Here is a 14,862-nt window from a genome sequence, read left to right on the forward strand (position 1 = left end):
TGGTTTTTGTTTAGCCAAAGTACAAAAAATGTTGAATAACCTTTATGAAAAAAACTAACTTCTTTCTATCACTAATGGCCTTGTTAGTGATTTATTCTTGTGTGTCCTCAGATCCAAAATATCGCAAAGGCGAACCGAAATCTAATTTTGGATATCCGAGTAATAAAGAGATAGAAAAATCCTTTTACCTATTGGGAGATGGGGGCTACTCCCCCACGGGAGGAAGCTCTAAAGGACTTATAGCTTTTAAAAGTTACCTGGACTCTGTAAAGCAAACCGATAACTTTACCATCTTTTTGGGTGATAATATTTATCCCGACGGGATGCCCGAAAAAGACTCGCCGGAAAGGGAGGAAGCCGAGTATAAAATTGATGCCCAACTGGATGCCATTGAAGGCTACGATGGAAATGTTTTATTTATTCCCGGGAACCATGATTGGTATAGCGAGCGTATTGCAGGTCTAGAAAGGCAGGAAGCCTACCTAAAAGAAAAACTGGGCGACAATGTTATTTGGAGCCCAAAAACAGGCTGTGGACTTGAGATTATGGATGTAGGTGATGAGATAACCTTAATTGTAATAGATTCTCAATGGTATCTTGAAGACTGGAACAAGAATCCCACCATTAACGATGATTGTGCCGAGATAAAAACCAGAGAAGCCATGTTTCTTGAGGTCGAAACAGAACTTAAGAAGAGTCAGAATAAAACAATAATTGTAGCAATACACCATCCTTTGTTTACCAATGGAGTGCATGGTGGGCAGTATAATTTTAACAGGCATATATATCCTTCACAAAAGAAAATACCAATACCAATTCTAGGATCTTTAGCCACTTTAATAAGAACTACCGGAGGTGTTTCTATTCAGGATGCCCAAAACGAACGTTATAAATCCTTGGTAAAACGTCTTGAAACCTTAGGACAAAATTCAGACCGTTTGCTCTTTGTAAGTGGTCATGAGCACTCTTTACAATATATTGAACATGGTAAAATAAATCAAATTGTTACCGGGTCTGCGTCAAAAGCTACCTACGCAACCTTGAGTAACGATGGGCTTTTTGCGTATCCTGAACAGGGTTTTGTAGTTTACGACGTATTTAAAGACGGCTCTTCCTGGGCAAGCTTCTATGGGAACGAAAACAATAAAGCTAAATTATTGTACCAAAAAGAAATTTTTGCGGCACCTAAAGAATACGATATTTCAGACTTTCCAAAAGAATTTGAAGAATCAATTACAACGTCAGTATATCCAAAAGATGATACCGAAAAAGGGACAGTACACAGAACTGTTTGGGGACAAAGATATCGTGAGTTATATGGTACCGATATTAATGTAAAAATAGCTGATCTGGATACACTTTATGGAGGCTTAACACCAATGCGTGCTGGAGGTGGCCATCAAACCATATCAATAAGATTGAAAGACAGTTTGGATAGGGAGTATAATATTCGAAGAATTAAAAAGAAGGCGGTTCAGTTTTTACAAACCGTAGCTTTTAAGGATACTCCTATAGAAACTCAATTGGAGAATACGGTGGCCGAAGACATTATATCCGATTTTTATACAGCTGCCCATCCTTATGCATTTTTGGCTATACCAACTATGGCAGATGCCATTGGGGTTTATCATACCAATCCAGAATTGTATTATTTACCGAAACAGCCAAAATTAGGAAAGTATAATGAAGAACATGGCGACGCTATTTATATGATAGAGGAAAGGCCAGAAGAACACTGGTTGGGAAAAGAAAGTTTTGGTTCTCCCAATCACGATATTCAAAGTACAGCCGGAATGTTCGACAGGCTGCGTAGGGACGAAAAATATTCTTTAGATGAGCCTGCTTATGTTAGGGCCAGGATATTTGATATGCTCATCGGAGACTGGGACAGGCACCAGGACCAATGGCGATGGGCTGAAATTGAAGATGAAGAAGGCAATAGGGTCTTCAAGCCAATCCCCAGGGATAGGGATCAGGTTTTTTCAAATTTCGACGGGGCCTTTTTTGGAACCCTAAGAGCCTTAACCGGATTTGCCTCGCAGTTTGCCGTTTATGGCGAAGATATAAATAATGTAGAGTGGTTTAATGTTTCAGCTACCGGTTTAGATCGTTCTTTGCTGCAAAATGTGGGCAAAGAAACCTGGCAGGAACAAGCGGAATTCATTAAAGAGAATATGACCGATGAGGTAATTGAAGAAGCCTTTAGAAAACTTCCTCCCGAAACCTATGATGAGACTACAAAAGAATTAATTGAAAAGGTAAAAGCAAGAAGGGATAACATTGTTGATATCGCCATGAGATATTACGATCATTTCGCAGATCTTGCAATTATTACCGGAACCGATAAAGATGATTTTGTTGATATTACCCGAATGAAAGGCGGTAAAACCAAAGTTAAAATTAGTCGAAATAAAGATGGTGAAAGGGCTGAGGTAGTAAGCGAAAAAGTGTACGATAAAAATGAAACTAAAGAAATTTGGTTGTATGCGCTAGATGATGATGATAAAATTTTAGTGGATGGAGAAGGAGATAATTATATTTTTACCAGGATAATAGGTGGTCAAAACAATGACGTTTATACTATAAAGAATGGAAATAAAATTAAAATCTACGATCACAAAACCAAACCTAATACTGTAAAAGAAGCCGGAAATGCCAAATTTAGGTTTAGGGATAACTACGAGATAAATACATATGATAAAGATAAAAAGATCTTTACCAGTGGGGCAGTAGTACCGGCTTTTGGATTTAACCCAGACGATGGTTTTAAGCTTGGCCTTGAGATGGTTACCACAAAAAATGCATTCAAGAGAAACCCATTTACTACCCAACATACTTTTGGGGGAGGTTACTATTTTGCGACGAAGGGATTTGATCTTTATTACGAAGGGGAGTTTGCCCTAATACTCGGTAATTACAATTTTAAAGTTGGGGCTAATTACGCCAGCCCAAATTATGCCAGTAACTTTTTTGGTTATGGGAACGAGACTCCGAATTTTGATGAGTCGCTTGATTTTGATTATAACCGTGTAAAAATTAGTCGCTTTGGTGTAAAAGCAGGTTTTGAAAACAAAACTCCATTTGGAAGCATGTTTATGTATATGGCAAGTTTTGAGGGTAATAAAGTAGAAGCTACAGAAGGTAGGTTTATTACTGAAGATTTTACAAGTGGTGACCCCGACTTTTTTAAAAGAAAGTATTTTGCCGGTTTAGATGCCCTTTACCGTTACGAAAGTTACGATAATACCTTAAACCCAAGTAGGGGAATGAAGTTTGAACTAAATCTTGGTGGACAAATGAACACGGCTGAAACCTCACAAACCTATGGCTATTTTAAACCTTACTGGGGCTTTTATAATGCACTTACCAGAAATAGAAAACTTGTTTTAAAAACCCATGTGCAGGCTCATCTAAATATGGGAGATGATTATGAGTTTTATCAGGCTGCACAGTTAGGTGGCGATACAGGGCTAAGAGGTTATCGTATTCAACGCTTTACAGGTAAAAGTGCTTTTGCTACCGGTGCCGATATAAGATATGGTTTCGATCAATTTACAACCAGGTTCCTGCCATTACAAATAGGAGTTTTTACCGGTTATGATTTAGGACGCGTTTGGAACGATTTCGAGGATAGTAGTAAATGGCATGATAGTTACGGTGTAGGCCTTTGGGTAAACAGTGCTGAAGCCGTAAACGGAACTTTTAGCTTGTTTAAGGGGAGTGAGGGATATAGATTCTCTTTTGGATTTGGCTTTGAGTTTTAATTAAGTAATAGCAAATAAGTTTTTTAAAAGCTCCCGGTAAATGTTACTGGGAGCTTTTTTATATTATGAATTTGGATAATCTGCCCGCTTCCTGTTAGTAAATGTATAGTGGCTAGATACTTACTTTAAAGTTCAACTGAGAATGTTCTTTGGGTTATGCCTTGGGTGATTTTACGCGATAATGGAGATTTAAAGCTCAGAGACTGTTCTTAAGGTGATAATTTGTTTTTTTCTTCCACTCCAGAATTTTTGAAACTCTTGACTTTTAGTAGTTTTCAGAAGCTACCATAATAAGAAATACTTCTGATTTTGATTTAGAAAAAATGCTTTATAGTAGTATGTTGAACATTCAATTTTTAAGAAAAGTAGTATATAAATGATATTTTAAAAGCAGTTCTTGCATACCCTACACCTGACGTACAATAAACTTTAGACTAATTGATGGTTGGATAATTAGGGGAATTAGAGTTACTCTGGTTTTTGTAGATTTAACGTATTAGAAAAGTCTATGGTGCGAATAGGGAATGGGATATTGATGCCATTCTTATCAAAAGTCTTTTTAACTTCTATAATTGCGATGTCTTTAGCAATTAAGATGTCCCTGTTTTTGGTAACATCGGTCCAGAATCGAACTACAAAATTTATAGAGCTATCACCAAATTCGGTAAACATAAATTCTACCTGCTCATTTCCGCGAGAAGGAAAATGTTTAGAAATAGTTTCAATAGTTATTTCTTTTACTTTTTCTAAATCAGAAGAGTAGCCTACGCCGCAATTCAACATAACCCGGGACCTGTTGGTAGTTGAAAAGTTCTTAAAAGGTTCTTCTACAATCTTGGAGTTGGGGATAACCACATAGTTATTGTCAGATTGTTTAATTACGATATTTCGTAAGTTAATCTCTGTAACTTCTCCCGCATATGAGTTTGTTTCTACCCAATCTCCAATTTGAAGTTCGGGAAGAAAACTTAAAATAATTCCAGAGAAAGTGTTGTTTAAAGTGCCTTGTAAAGCAAGTCCAATAGCAAGTCCTACCACACCGGCACCGGCAAGTACAGAGGTTAGAATCTTATTAAGATCCAGAATTCCAAGGGCAATAAAAAAACCGATAAGGATCACAATGGCCTTGCTCACCTTAACGGTTATATGTCTTATGGAGTCTTGTTTAACTTTTTTAGCTAGCAGTTTGTTTAGTAATCTACCTGTATATTTGGCCAGAATAATAAAAAATACAAAAACAATAACTGCCAAAAGGAAGTTTGGTAAATTCAATATTAATGAATCTAACCAGCTTACCAGTTTTGCACTTATTCCCTCCAGGGATTCTTTTAAATTAAACTTGTCTTCCAAATAATTAAATTTTAACTGGGTTTATGCGAATCTGTAGTTTTCATTTTCCATGCATCTAACATCCAGCTGGTTTTTTCCAATTCTCTAATATATGCGCCAATAAGGTCTATGGTTCCTTCATCTCCTGCTTTATCGGCAGTTTCAACCACAGCACGCATTTGCTTTAACAAAGTTCCGTGATCTTTTAATAAGATTTCAATCATCTCATAATCGGTTAAATCCGATTTTGATTCTTCAATATTAGAAGACTTTAAATAATCGCTTAAGTTACTTACCGGAGTGTATCTTAAGGTAAGGATACGCTCAGCAATCTCATCAACTTTCAACTTAGCATCATCGTATAATTCTTCAAATTTCTCGTGTAAGTCAAAGAAATTTTTACCGATAACATTCCAATGGAAATTTCTTAACTTTTGATAATATAAATGGTAATCAGCCAGTAAAACATTAAGTTCATCTACTGTTTTAGCTGTCTTTTCAGTATCTAGTCCTAAATAGCTCATAGTTTTTGTTTATTGTTTTTTTAAATTCAATTCAAAAATATGATAGTTTCGTTATATAACCAATATTATAATTCGGTTTAATAGAAGTTTAACGAAACTTAACTCGTAGGCCGGTTATCCTTAAGGTCCAGTTTTTCAATCATTTCCTTAGAGACCTGGCCGCTTGATACTCCATAACCATCTACCAATACCCCTTTATAACCTTTAGAAGTGGTAATAGCATATAAAATAGCATTATCATCTGGGTTGCTCATTCCTTCAAACCTAAGAACTTTATCAACGTCGAAATCTTCAACCCCAAAGGTTTCTTTTTTAGCTTTTAGCTCTATTTCTTCATCCAGAAGGTTAAAATCATGCTCATAACCTTCTTCTAGCTTTAGCTTATTTATTGCTTGCGATAATGTACCGTAATCTTTCATTTTAAATAATTTGATTGGTTAACAATGTCAAATTACAAGGAGAAGCTTTTATATGCAAATAATGAAACTTGTTTAGGATAAGTTTAACTCCTTTAAAACCCCCATTTCTAAAAGGCTTAAGCGATTTTAAGAACTCTATATAAAATAGGTTTTCGTTCTAAAAATCGCGGTTGTTTTTTTTATTTCTGAAATTGAAAATCCCCAAAGGAAAAACAAGTAGGAAAAAGAAATACCAGCCGGTTACTAGACCTATAATTGTTACAAGTGCAGCAAGGATATAAAACCAATAAGAGGCTGGAATTTTCATTTTTAGGTATTCAAGTTTAGTTGTAAAATTACTAAAATTTAAATTTTTTGACATGGGGAAAATGTAGATGAAATAGTATATCATTCCAAATTTTCCGATATGTTCATTCGGTGGTAGAAGTGTCTTAATATCCAGATATATTTTAGGGTGCATCCTTATTTTAGAAATCTCGGTAGATATTCTTATTTTTAACTTGAAGATTTATATAAATATTAATGTTATCTAAAGGGGCTACTTTGTGAATTTATTAGATATTTGCAAATCCTTAAGTTTTAGTAAAAAATTAAAGAAGATATAATTCATCACTAAAATTTTAATAAATGCAACTGATTGGTTTGTATAGAGTGGTAGACTATTAAAGAGAATGATTATAAATCCGGGAATATCCTGGAAGGCTTAAATTGTATAGTTAACAGATGAAAAACAAAATCACTTTAAAGGAACTTGCAAAATTACTTAATGTATCGGTTTCTACTGTATCTAAGGCTTTGCATGACAGTCCGGAAATTAGTCCCAAAACTGTAGAAAGGGTTAAAGAGCTTGCAAAATTGCATAAATACCGGCCAAACCCGGTTGCTGTAAATCTAAAGAGCAGTAAAAGTGGGACCATTGGGGTTATTATTCCGAATATAGAAAATACTTTTTTTGCCAGTGTGTTATCGGGAATAGAAGCCAGGGCTCAAAAAGCCGGCCTTCAGGTTATTACGTATATTTCTAATGAGAGTTTAGATAGGGAAAAGCAAATATCTGAAATGCTAACTTCAGGTTTTGTAGATGGAGTGCTAATTGCATTTTCAGAAGAAACTCAAAGATCAAAAGAATTTGAACATCTTTTCAATTTGGTAGATTATGACATCCCTGTGGTACTTTACGATAGGACCAACCTTGATCTTGCCGTAGATAAAATTGGTATAGACGACGAAAATAGTTTTGAAGATGCAACCCGAATGCTACAGGCAAGAGGTATTAAGAAAATAGGTATTGCAACCTCCATTCATCATTTAGGAGTTGGTAAATTAAGAATTACCGGTTATAGAAATGCCTTAAAAAGTAAAGAAGATTTTTTTATTGCCAATTCTTCCAAACCAGATACTTTACGGGAAAAAACAAAGAAGCTTTTGGTAGAAGATAAGGTAGAAGCCATACTCTGCTCTGATTTTGATAGTACCATGTTGGTATATAGAATGGCCTATGAAAATAACATCAAGATTCCCGAAGACTTAAAAGTAATAGGATTTATTAATAAAGAAGTAGCCAGGTTTTTAACGCCGTCTATTAGTTATGTTGAACAATTCCCTGAACAAATTGGTTGGGAAGCCGTTGAATTGTTGGTAGATAGAATAGAAAATAAAAACGATAGAAAACCACCCATTAATAAAACTATACATACCAAGCTAATTCATATGGAATCTACTGATTTTTGAGAGCATTTCTTGGAAGACAAAGAATAAAAGTAAATTGTAAAACTTTATCTTTATCCTTTCAAAAGGAATACTACAGGGTTTGGCAGGAATTTATTTTTTCTTTTATAGTTTAGAGGCATATTACAAATTAAATTGCTAAATATTACTTTTGGGAATTTCTATCGATGAACAATCAGAATGGAAGTAAATAAAGAGAAATTAGAAAGTAAAAAAGTTCTAATAACCGGTGGTGCCGGATTTATCGGGTCTCATGTTGTCCGGCTTTTTGTAAATAAGTATCCAAATTATCAGATTTTCAACCTAGATGCATTAACCTATGCAGGAAACCTTGAAAATATTAAGGATATTGAGGAGGCTCCAAATTATTATTTTTTAAAGGCTGATATCACCAATGCTAAGTCAATAAAACACTTATTTAAAAAATATCAGTTTGGTAGTGTAATTCATCTTGCTGCCGAATCTCATGTAGATCGTTCTATCACCAACCCTGGTATTTTTGTAGACACCAATATCACCGGTACGCTTAATTTAATGCAAGCGGCCTTAGAAACCTGGCAGGGAGATTTTAAGGATAAACTTTTCTACCATATTAGTACAGACGAAGTGTACGGAACACTGGGGGAAACCGGTTTGTTTACCGAAACTACAGCTTATGCCCCTAATTCACCCTATGCTGCTTCTAAAGCAGCCTCAGATCATTTTGTAAGGGCTTATGGCGAAACTTATAATTTGCCTTATATAATTTCTAATTGTTCCAATAATTATGGTCCTAACCAGTTTCCCGAAAAATTAATTCCACTTTTTATCCATAATATTATTAAAAATAGGAATCTTCCGGTTTATGGGGACGGAAGATATACCCGGGATTGGTTGTATGTGTTAGACCATGCCAAAGCCATAGACCTACTATTTCATAAAGGAATAAACAAATCTACTTATAATATTGGTGGCTTTAATGAATGGCAGAATATTGATTTAGTTAAACTTCTTTGTAGCGTTATGGATGAGAAGTTGAATAGGAGTGAAGGGAAATCTGAAAAGCTTATCACTTTTATAAAAGATCGCCCCGGCCATGATAAACGCTATGCGATAGATGCAACAAAAATTAATAAAGAACTCGGTTGGAAACCTTCTGTTATTTTTAAGGAAGGTTTAAAGAAAACAGTAGATTGGTATTTGAATAACCAGGAGTGGTTAGGAAATGTGACTAGTGGAAGCTATAAAAACTATTATAAAAATCAATATGCTGAATAAATTCCTGTAAATTCGAAATAATTTGTGTTAATTGGAAAATATGAAAGGAATTATTCTGGCTGGTGGTACAGGATCACGCTTGTATCCTCTTACCAAAAGTGTTTCAAAACAATTACTCTCGGTTTATGATAAACCCATGATCTATTACCCGCTTTCTGTTTTAATGCTGGCAGGGATAAGGGAGGTTCTTATTATCGCTACTCCTGAAGATCTTCCCAACTTTCAGAAATTATTGGGTAATGGAAAAGATTGGGGACTCGAGTTATCTTATGCCGTGCAAGCACAACCTAACGGGCTGGCTGAAGCTTTTATAATTGGTGAAGAATTTATGGATAATCAGGATGTATGCCTGGTATTGGGAGATAATATATTCTATGGGCAGGGTTTTAGTACGCTGCTGGAGCATGCGGTTAAAACCTGTAAAGATAATGGTCAGGCCACGGTGTTTGGGTATTACGTAAATGAGCCCCAACGCTACGGAGTGGTAGATTTTGATTCAAATGGAAATGCCTTAAGCATAGAGGAAAAACCAAAAAGGCCGAAAAGTAATTTTGCAGTTACCGGACTTTATTTCTATCCGAATTCGGTTGTTGATATTGCAAAAGAATGCAAACCGAGCCAACGTGGTGAATTGGAGATTACCAGTATTAACCAGGAGTATTTAAACCGAAAAGAATTAAAAGTAGAAATTATGGGGCGTGGATATGCCTGGTTGGATACGGGTACACCCGATTCTATGTTGGAAGCTTCAAACTTTGTACAAACCATAGAGAAAAGGCAGGGTCTTAAAATAGCTTGCCCTGAAGAAATTGCTTTCCGTAAAGGATATATTAATAAAAAAAGCTTTCATAAGCTTGCCGTTGGGCTGGAGAAATGCGAATATGGGCAATATTTATTGAGTTTATTGTCTTAAAAAACTTGATCCTTATATCCTTCAAGATTAACTTATTAAGTAAATAAGCTCGAGCTAAGCTTCGAAGTTTCCAAAACCACCGGGATAAATCTCGATTTTCGAATAAAATTGGCGCTAAATTTATTGGGTATATTTCAAGCGGCTCTTTACTTTTATTTGATTCGTAAAATAATGATATTCAAATATTTAAATTGATAATGTTTCTTTTTAAAAAGCTCATTTTCCTTAATTTTCTTAAAACTCAAATATTTAAACCCTATTAATTCGATAGACTAATAGGAAATATTATCTTTGCCCGGGATCGCTATCTCATCAAAAATTAAGTGCATGCAAAATAAATCAGACTATAAAATAGAGCAGGATTACTTGTTGGCCATTCAGGCTTCTGTAGAGGCAGGTATAGAAATATTACAAATTTATAAAGCCGGCGATTTTCAGGTTAAGCAAAAAGAAGATCACTCACCTGTAACGCGTGCCGATAAAAAGGCGAATAAGATTATTATAGATGCCTTAAAAACTACTGGAATACCAATTATTAGCGAAGAAAATGAGCAAATTGATTATTCCGAAAGAAAAGAATGGGACTTTTGCTGGATTGTAGATCCCTTAGATGGTACCAAAGAATTTATTAAAAAAAGTGGAGAGTTTACCGTAAATATAGCGCTTATAGAAAATAATAAACCGGTTTTTGGAGTGATTTATATTCCGGTGAGCAAGGAACTTTATTTTGGTGATGTAAAAGCACAAAAATCCTTTAAGTCTATAGTAAAAGATAAATTTGAAATTGACGGTTTTTTGAAAAATGCCGTGGAAATAGCTCCGGGTGTTACTCAAAATACAATAAGCGTGGCGGGAAGCAGGTCACATATTAATCAGGAGACGCTAGATTTTATTGAAGGGATTAAAGAAGAATACGAGCAGGAGGTAAAAGTTATTCCAAAGGGAAGTTCACTTAAATTTTGCCTTATGGCAGAAGGGCTTATCGATGTATACCCCAGGCTAGGTCCTACTATGGAATGGGATACCGCCGCAGGTCACGCTATTTGTAAAGCGGTGGGCTTAGCGGTTATAGATAAGGAAACCGAATTAGAAATGATTTATAATCGAGAAAAACTATTGAATAATTCATTTATTGTCTCTAATCTGACCTGAAAAATTAATTAAGTAATACTGGTTCTTTGGAAATTGTAATGGATATGTGTATGTATTATCTTCACAAGATATTTAGTATAAAATCGGCGGCGAAATCGGGTGATTTTCTCTGTTGAAAGTTTAGAAAAGATAATATGGAGAATATTAGAACATTTAATTTTTCTGTGGGGAAAGAACAACGCAATAACCTGAATAATCACGCTTCGTTTGTAGTTTGGTTCACAGGCTTATCGGGTTCGGGAAAATCTTCACTTGCCAATAGGTTGGAGAAACTACTTTATGAGCAGCAAATTAGAAGTTTTGTGTTAGATGGAGATAGCCTGCGAAAAGGAGTGAATAAAAACCTGGGCTTTAGTGCTGAAGATAGGGAAGAAAACCTTAGAATAGCTGCCGAAGTTGCAAAAATATTGGTAGCATCGGGGTCTTTGGTGTTAGCGTCTTTTATTGCTCCCATGCAGAGGAATAGAGATTTAATTAAAGAAATTATTGGAGAACAGAATTATATAGAGGTCTTTGTAAATACATCATTGGAGGAATGTGAACGTCGTGATGTAAAAGGTTTGTATAAAAAAGCCCGTGCAGGAGAGATTAAAAATTTTACGGGCATTGATGCGCCTTATGAAAATCCTGTGAATCCGGATATCGAGATAAATACAGAAAAAGAAAGTTTAGAGGAAGCTACCCATAGAATTTTTAAACTGCTTCAAAAGAAACTTGAAATAAAGTAACATGAGCAAATATTATTTAAACTATTTAGACGAATTAGAATCGGAAGCGATCTATATTTTGCGTGAAGTTTGGGCGCAATTTGAGAATCCTGTCATCCTTTTTTCGGGAGGGAAAGATTCTATTTTAGTAACCCATTTGGCAAAAAAGGCCTTTTACCCCAGTAAAATTCCTTTTGCCCTGATGCATGTTGATACCGGGCATAATTTCCCTGAGACCATTCAATTTCGCAATGATTTAGTTGAAAAACTGGGCGTAAAATTAATAGTGGGCTCTGTTCAGGAATCTATAGATCAGGGACGTGTAGCTGAAGAAAGAGGGAAGAATGCCACACGAAATGCCTTGCAAATCACTACGCTACTGGATGCTATAGAAGAGAATAAGATAGATTGCGCCATTGGAGGCGGAAGAAGGGATGAAGAGAAAGCCCGTGCTAAAGAACGGTTTTTTAGCCATCGTGACGATTTTGGGCAATGGGACCCTAAAAACCAACGGCCGGAGTTATGGAACCTACTCAATGGAAAACATTTTGAAGGCGAACACTTTAGAGCGTTTCCAATTAGTAACTGGACTGAAATGGATGTTTGGAATTATATCAAAAGGGAAAACATTAGTATTCCTTCCTTATATTTTGCGCATGAGCGTGAGGTGGTCTTCCGTAGTAATTCCTGGATCCCGGTTTCTGAATACTTGAAACTTGAGGAAGGTGAACAGGTAGAAAAAAAGAAGATCAGGTTTAGGACCCTTGGCGATATTACCATTACCGGTGGTATAGAATCTGATGCCGATACGCTTGATAAGATAGCTCTGGAAGTTTCGGCTATGCGTAAAACCGAAAGAGGAGATAGATCAGATGATAAGCGCAGTGAAACCGCTATGGAAGATAGAAAAAAGCAAGGGTATTTTTGATTTCACGGATTTAACAAAAAAGGATTTCACTGATATGGATGAGGTAAAAGAGTTGTTATATGAAGAGGAAACCTATAAAATAATAGGTGCCTGTATGAAAGTTCATAGAGTTTTGGGATCAGGCTTTTTGGAATCGGTTTATCAGGAGGCATTGGAAAAAGAATTTTTAGTACAAAATATTCCGTTTAAAAGACAGATGAAGTTGAATTTAATGTATGACGGAGAGGCTTTGAAAAAATATTTTATTGCTGACTTCTTCTGTTTTGATCAAATTATTATTGAAATAAAAGCAGTCTCTTTTTTAAATAAAAATATGGAGAGCCAAACGATAAACTATTTAAAAGCGACCAACAAAAAATTGGGGTTGTTGATTAATTTCGGTCAGGAGAGCTTAAAATGGAAGAGATTTATCAATTAGTGTAATCCGCTAAAATCAGTGAAATAGTCTGAGCCAAAATAAAAATTGGCCTAAAATAAAAATAAAAAAATGAGAATAGATAATAACCAACTACTAAGATTTACCACTGCCGGGAGTGTAGATGATGGAAAAAGTACTTTGATAGGCAGGCTTTTATTCGACTCGAAGTCAATTTTTGAAGATCAGTTGGATTCGGTGAGTAAAACCAGTGCGAAAAAAGGTCATGATGGTGTAGACCTTGCCTTGTTTACCGATGGCTTAAAAGATGAAAGGGAGCAGGGAATTACCATCGATGTTGCTTACCGGTATTTTACCACTCCCAAACGTAAATTTATTATTGCTGATACCCCTGGTCATATTGAATATACGCGTAATATGGTGACTGGCGCATCTACCGCCAATGCTGCGGTAATTTTAATCGATGCCCGTCACGGGGTAATAGAGCAAACAAAGCGTCACTCTTTCATAGCTTCCTTGCTTAATATTCCGCATTTAATTGTATGCGTTAATAAAATGGATTTAGTAGATTATTCTGAAGAAGTGTATAACAATATTATTGCACAATTCGAGGAATTTTCCTCCAAGCTTCTTATGAAAGATGTTCGGTTTATCCCAATTAGTGCCCTAAAAGGGGATAATGTGGTAAACCGGTCTGAAAACATGTCCTGGTACCCCAACGGGACCTTGCTCAGTACTTTGGAGAATTTACATATTAGCAGTGATATTAATAAAATAGATGCTCGTTTCCCGGTACAGACTGTGCTTAGGCCGCAGAGTGACGAACACCGTGACTATAGGGGGTATGCCGGTAGGATTGCCAGTGGTATTTACCGGGTAGGAGATGAAGTGGCCGTATTGCCATCGGGCTTTCAGTCTCGAATAAAATCTATAAATACCGGCGAAAAGGAAGTGGAGGAAGCTTATGCGCCTATGAGTATTTCTATGACCCTTGAAGATGATATTGATATTAGCCGTGGCAATATGATTGTAAGAAAGAACAATCAGCCTGAATTGGAGCAGGAGTTTGATGTAATGTTGTGCTGGCTGAATAACGATCCTGCAAAACCCCGGGCAAAATATACCATTAAGCATACCTCTAATGAAGAGCGGGCTATGATAAAGGAAGTTGTGTATAAAATGGATATCAATACGTTTGAACGCGATAGCGAAAATAGTGATTTAGGCATGAATGACATTGCAAGAGTTAAAATACGTACTACCCGTAGATTAATGCTTGATGCCTACCGTGATAATCGAAACACCGGAAGCATCATCCTTATAGATGAAAACACCAATGAAACCGTAGCCGCGGGAATGGTAGTGTAGCGATGGATGAATTTATGATTAAATAGATGCTTGCTATTGCGAGCGAATGCAATGAGCGTGGTAATCTTATGTTATGATCTCTCCGTCACTTCGAGTGTCCTGATGAGAGTCGGGATGTATCGAGAAGCGTTTTTTTTGTGAAAAGTTAAAAGTGAAGTGTTAAAAGTGAATAAGTAAAAGGAGAGAGAAAAAATAAAGAGGCTGAAGTCAGGGAATTTTAAACCCGCGATTCGAAACCCCAAACAAAAACCCCAAAGAAAAAATCAAACAACAAACTTGCCCATTCAGAACAAATTACTACGTCCTGCTACAGTAGTCCTTACAATGAAGAAACAAAGATATTCGTGAATTCGTGGCGTTTCAGTTTAACTGATAGTTTTATAAACCTTAACGTGAG

12 protein-coding genes are annotated in these 14,862 nt (G+C 36.0%); 9 read left to right on the plus strand and 3 right to left on the minus strand.

The features are described 5' to 3' along the window. Positions 1 to 44 precede the first annotated feature (44 nt). Positions 45 to 3,764: a metallophosphoesterase gene (locus tag I6U50_RS06880; protein WP_198638303.1), complete on the plus strand. Its 3,720-nt coding sequence runs from the start codon at positions 45 to 47 to the stop codon at positions 3,762 to 3,764. Positions 3,765 to 4,232: 468 nt separating this feature from the next. Here the strand turns inward: I6U50_RS06880 and I6U50_RS06885 are convergent, their stop codons facing one another. The 3 genes from I6U50_RS06885 to I6U50_RS06895 all read right to left on the minus strand — a co-directional run bounded on the left by I6U50_RS06885 (position 4,233) and on the right by I6U50_RS06895 (position 6,036). Further along, positions 4,233 to 5,114, minus strand: coding sequence for a mechanosensitive ion channel family protein (locus I6U50_RS06885; protein WP_198638304.1), 882 nt, complete (start codon positions 5,112 to 5,114; stop codon positions 4,233 to 4,235). A gap of 11 nt (positions 5,115 to 5,125) precedes the next feature. Next, entirely contained in the window at positions 5,126 to 5,617 is a 492-nt protein-coding gene (locus tag I6U50_RS06890) for a Dps family protein (RefSeq protein ID WP_198628911.1), read from the minus strand. A gap of 98 nt (positions 5,618 to 5,715) precedes the next feature. Next, the gene (locus I6U50_RS06895; RefSeq protein ID WP_198628909.1) at positions 5,716 to 6,036 is read right to left on the minus strand and encodes a phosphoribosylpyrophosphate synthetase; all 321 of its coding nucleotides are present in this window, start codon (positions 6,034 to 6,036) and stop codon (positions 5,716 to 5,718) included. A 723-nt stretch (positions 6,037 to 6,759) separates the two neighbouring features. Between I6U50_RS06895 and I6U50_RS06900 the strand changes: the two genes are divergently transcribed. The 8 genes from I6U50_RS06900 to I6U50_RS06935 all read left to right on the plus strand — a co-directional run bounded on the left by I6U50_RS06900 (position 6,760) and on the right by I6U50_RS06935 (position 14,465). Further along, positions 6,760 to 7,767, plus strand: coding sequence for a LacI family DNA-binding transcriptional regulator (locus tag I6U50_RS06900; protein WP_198628908.1), 1,008 nt, complete (start codon positions 6,760 to 6,762; stop codon positions 7,765 to 7,767). A 177-nt stretch (positions 7,768 to 7,944) separates the two neighbouring features. Next, on the plus strand, positions 7,945 to 9,021 hold the full coding sequence (gene rfbB / locus I6U50_RS06905) for a dTDP-glucose 4,6-dehydratase (protein ID WP_198638305.1): 1,077 nt from the start codon (positions 7,945 to 7,947) through the stop codon (positions 9,019 to 9,021). 40 nt (positions 9,022 to 9,061) lie between these two features. After that, positions 9,062 to 9,934 (plus strand): glucose-1-phosphate thymidylyltransferase RfbA, encoded by an 873-nt coding sequence (gene rfbA / locus I6U50_RS06910; protein WP_198638306.1) that lies wholly within the window; start codon positions 9,062 to 9,064, stop codon positions 9,932 to 9,934. Positions 9,935 to 10,261: 327 nt separating this feature from the next. Then, on the plus strand, positions 10,262 to 11,086 hold the full coding sequence (gene cysQ, locus I6U50_RS06915; RefSeq protein WP_232805892.1) for a 3'(2'),5'-bisphosphate nucleotidase CysQ: 825 nt from the start codon (positions 10,262 to 10,264) through the stop codon (positions 11,084 to 11,086). Between the two features lie 134 nt (positions 11,087 to 11,220). Beyond that, complete coding sequence (cysC, locus tag I6U50_RS06920) at positions 11,221 to 11,814, plus strand: adenylyl-sulfate kinase (RefSeq protein ID WP_198638307.1); 594 nt, start codon at positions 11,221 to 11,223, stop codon at positions 11,812 to 11,814. 1 nt (position 11,815) lies between these two features. Next, a complete protein-coding gene (cysD, locus tag I6U50_RS06925) occupies positions 11,816 to 12,721 on the plus strand; it encodes a sulfate adenylyltransferase subunit CysD (RefSeq protein WP_198638308.1) in 906 nt (301 codons plus the stop codon). 34 nt (positions 12,722 to 12,755) lie between these two features. After that, positions 12,756 to 13,139, plus strand: coding sequence for a GxxExxY protein (locus I6U50_RS06930; protein ID WP_198638309.1), 384 nt, complete (start codon positions 12,756 to 12,758; stop codon positions 13,137 to 13,139). 69 nt (positions 13,140 to 13,208) lie between these two features. Continuing rightward, complete coding sequence (locus tag I6U50_RS06935; RefSeq protein ID WP_198638310.1) at positions 13,209 to 14,465, plus strand: sulfate adenylyltransferase subunit 1; 1,257 nt, start codon at positions 13,209 to 13,211, stop codon at positions 14,463 to 14,465. The last annotated feature ends 397 nt before the right edge of the window (positions 14,466 to 14,862 follow it).

The organism is Salegentibacter maritimus (assembly GCF_016236975.1).
GTDB lineage: Bacteria > Bacteroidota > Bacteroidia > Flavobacteriales > Flavobacteriaceae > Salegentibacter > Salegentibacter maritimus.

Bases quoted from the DNA above. Each gene is read 5' to 3' on its own strand.
- I6U50_RS06880 (WP_198638303.1), top strand. From the start codon at position 45: ATGAAAAAAACTAACTTCTTTCTATCACTAATGGCCTTGTTAGTGATT.
- I6U50_RS06890 (WP_198628911.1), bottom strand. From the start codon at position 5,617: ATGAGCTATTTAGGACTAGATACTGAAAAGACAGCTAAAACAGTAGAT.
- I6U50_RS06895 (WP_198628909.1), bottom strand. From the start codon at position 6,036: ATGAAAGATTACGGTACATTATCGCAAGCAATAAATAAGCTAAAGCTA.
- I6U50_RS06900 (WP_198628908.1), top strand. From the start codon at position 6,760: ATGAAAAACAAAATCACTTTAAAGGAACTTGCAAAATTACTTAATGTA.
- rfbB (WP_198638305.1), top strand. From the start codon at position 7,945: ATGGAAGTAAATAAAGAGAAATTAGAAAGTAAAAAAGTTCTAATAACC.
- rfbA (WP_198638306.1), top strand. From the start codon at position 9,062: ATGAAAGGAATTATTCTGGCTGGTGGTACAGGATCACGCTTGTATCCT.
- cysQ (WP_232805892.1), top strand. From the start codon at position 10,262: ATGCAAAATAAATCAGACTATAAAATAGAGCAGGATTACTTGTTGGCC.
- cysC (WP_198638307.1), top strand. From the start codon at position 11,221: ATGGAGAATATTAGAACATTTAATTTTTCTGTGGGGAAAGAACAACGC.
- cysD (WP_198638308.1), top strand. From the start codon at position 11,816: ATGAGCAAATATTATTTAAACTATTTAGACGAATTAGAATCGGAAGCG.
- I6U50_RS06930 (WP_198638309.1), top strand. From the start codon at position 12,756: ATGGATGAGGTAAAAGAGTTGTTATATGAAGAGGAAACCTATAAAATA.
- I6U50_RS06935 (WP_198638310.1), top strand. From the start codon at position 13,209: ATGAGAATAGATAATAACCAACTACTAAGATTTACCACTGCCGGGAGT.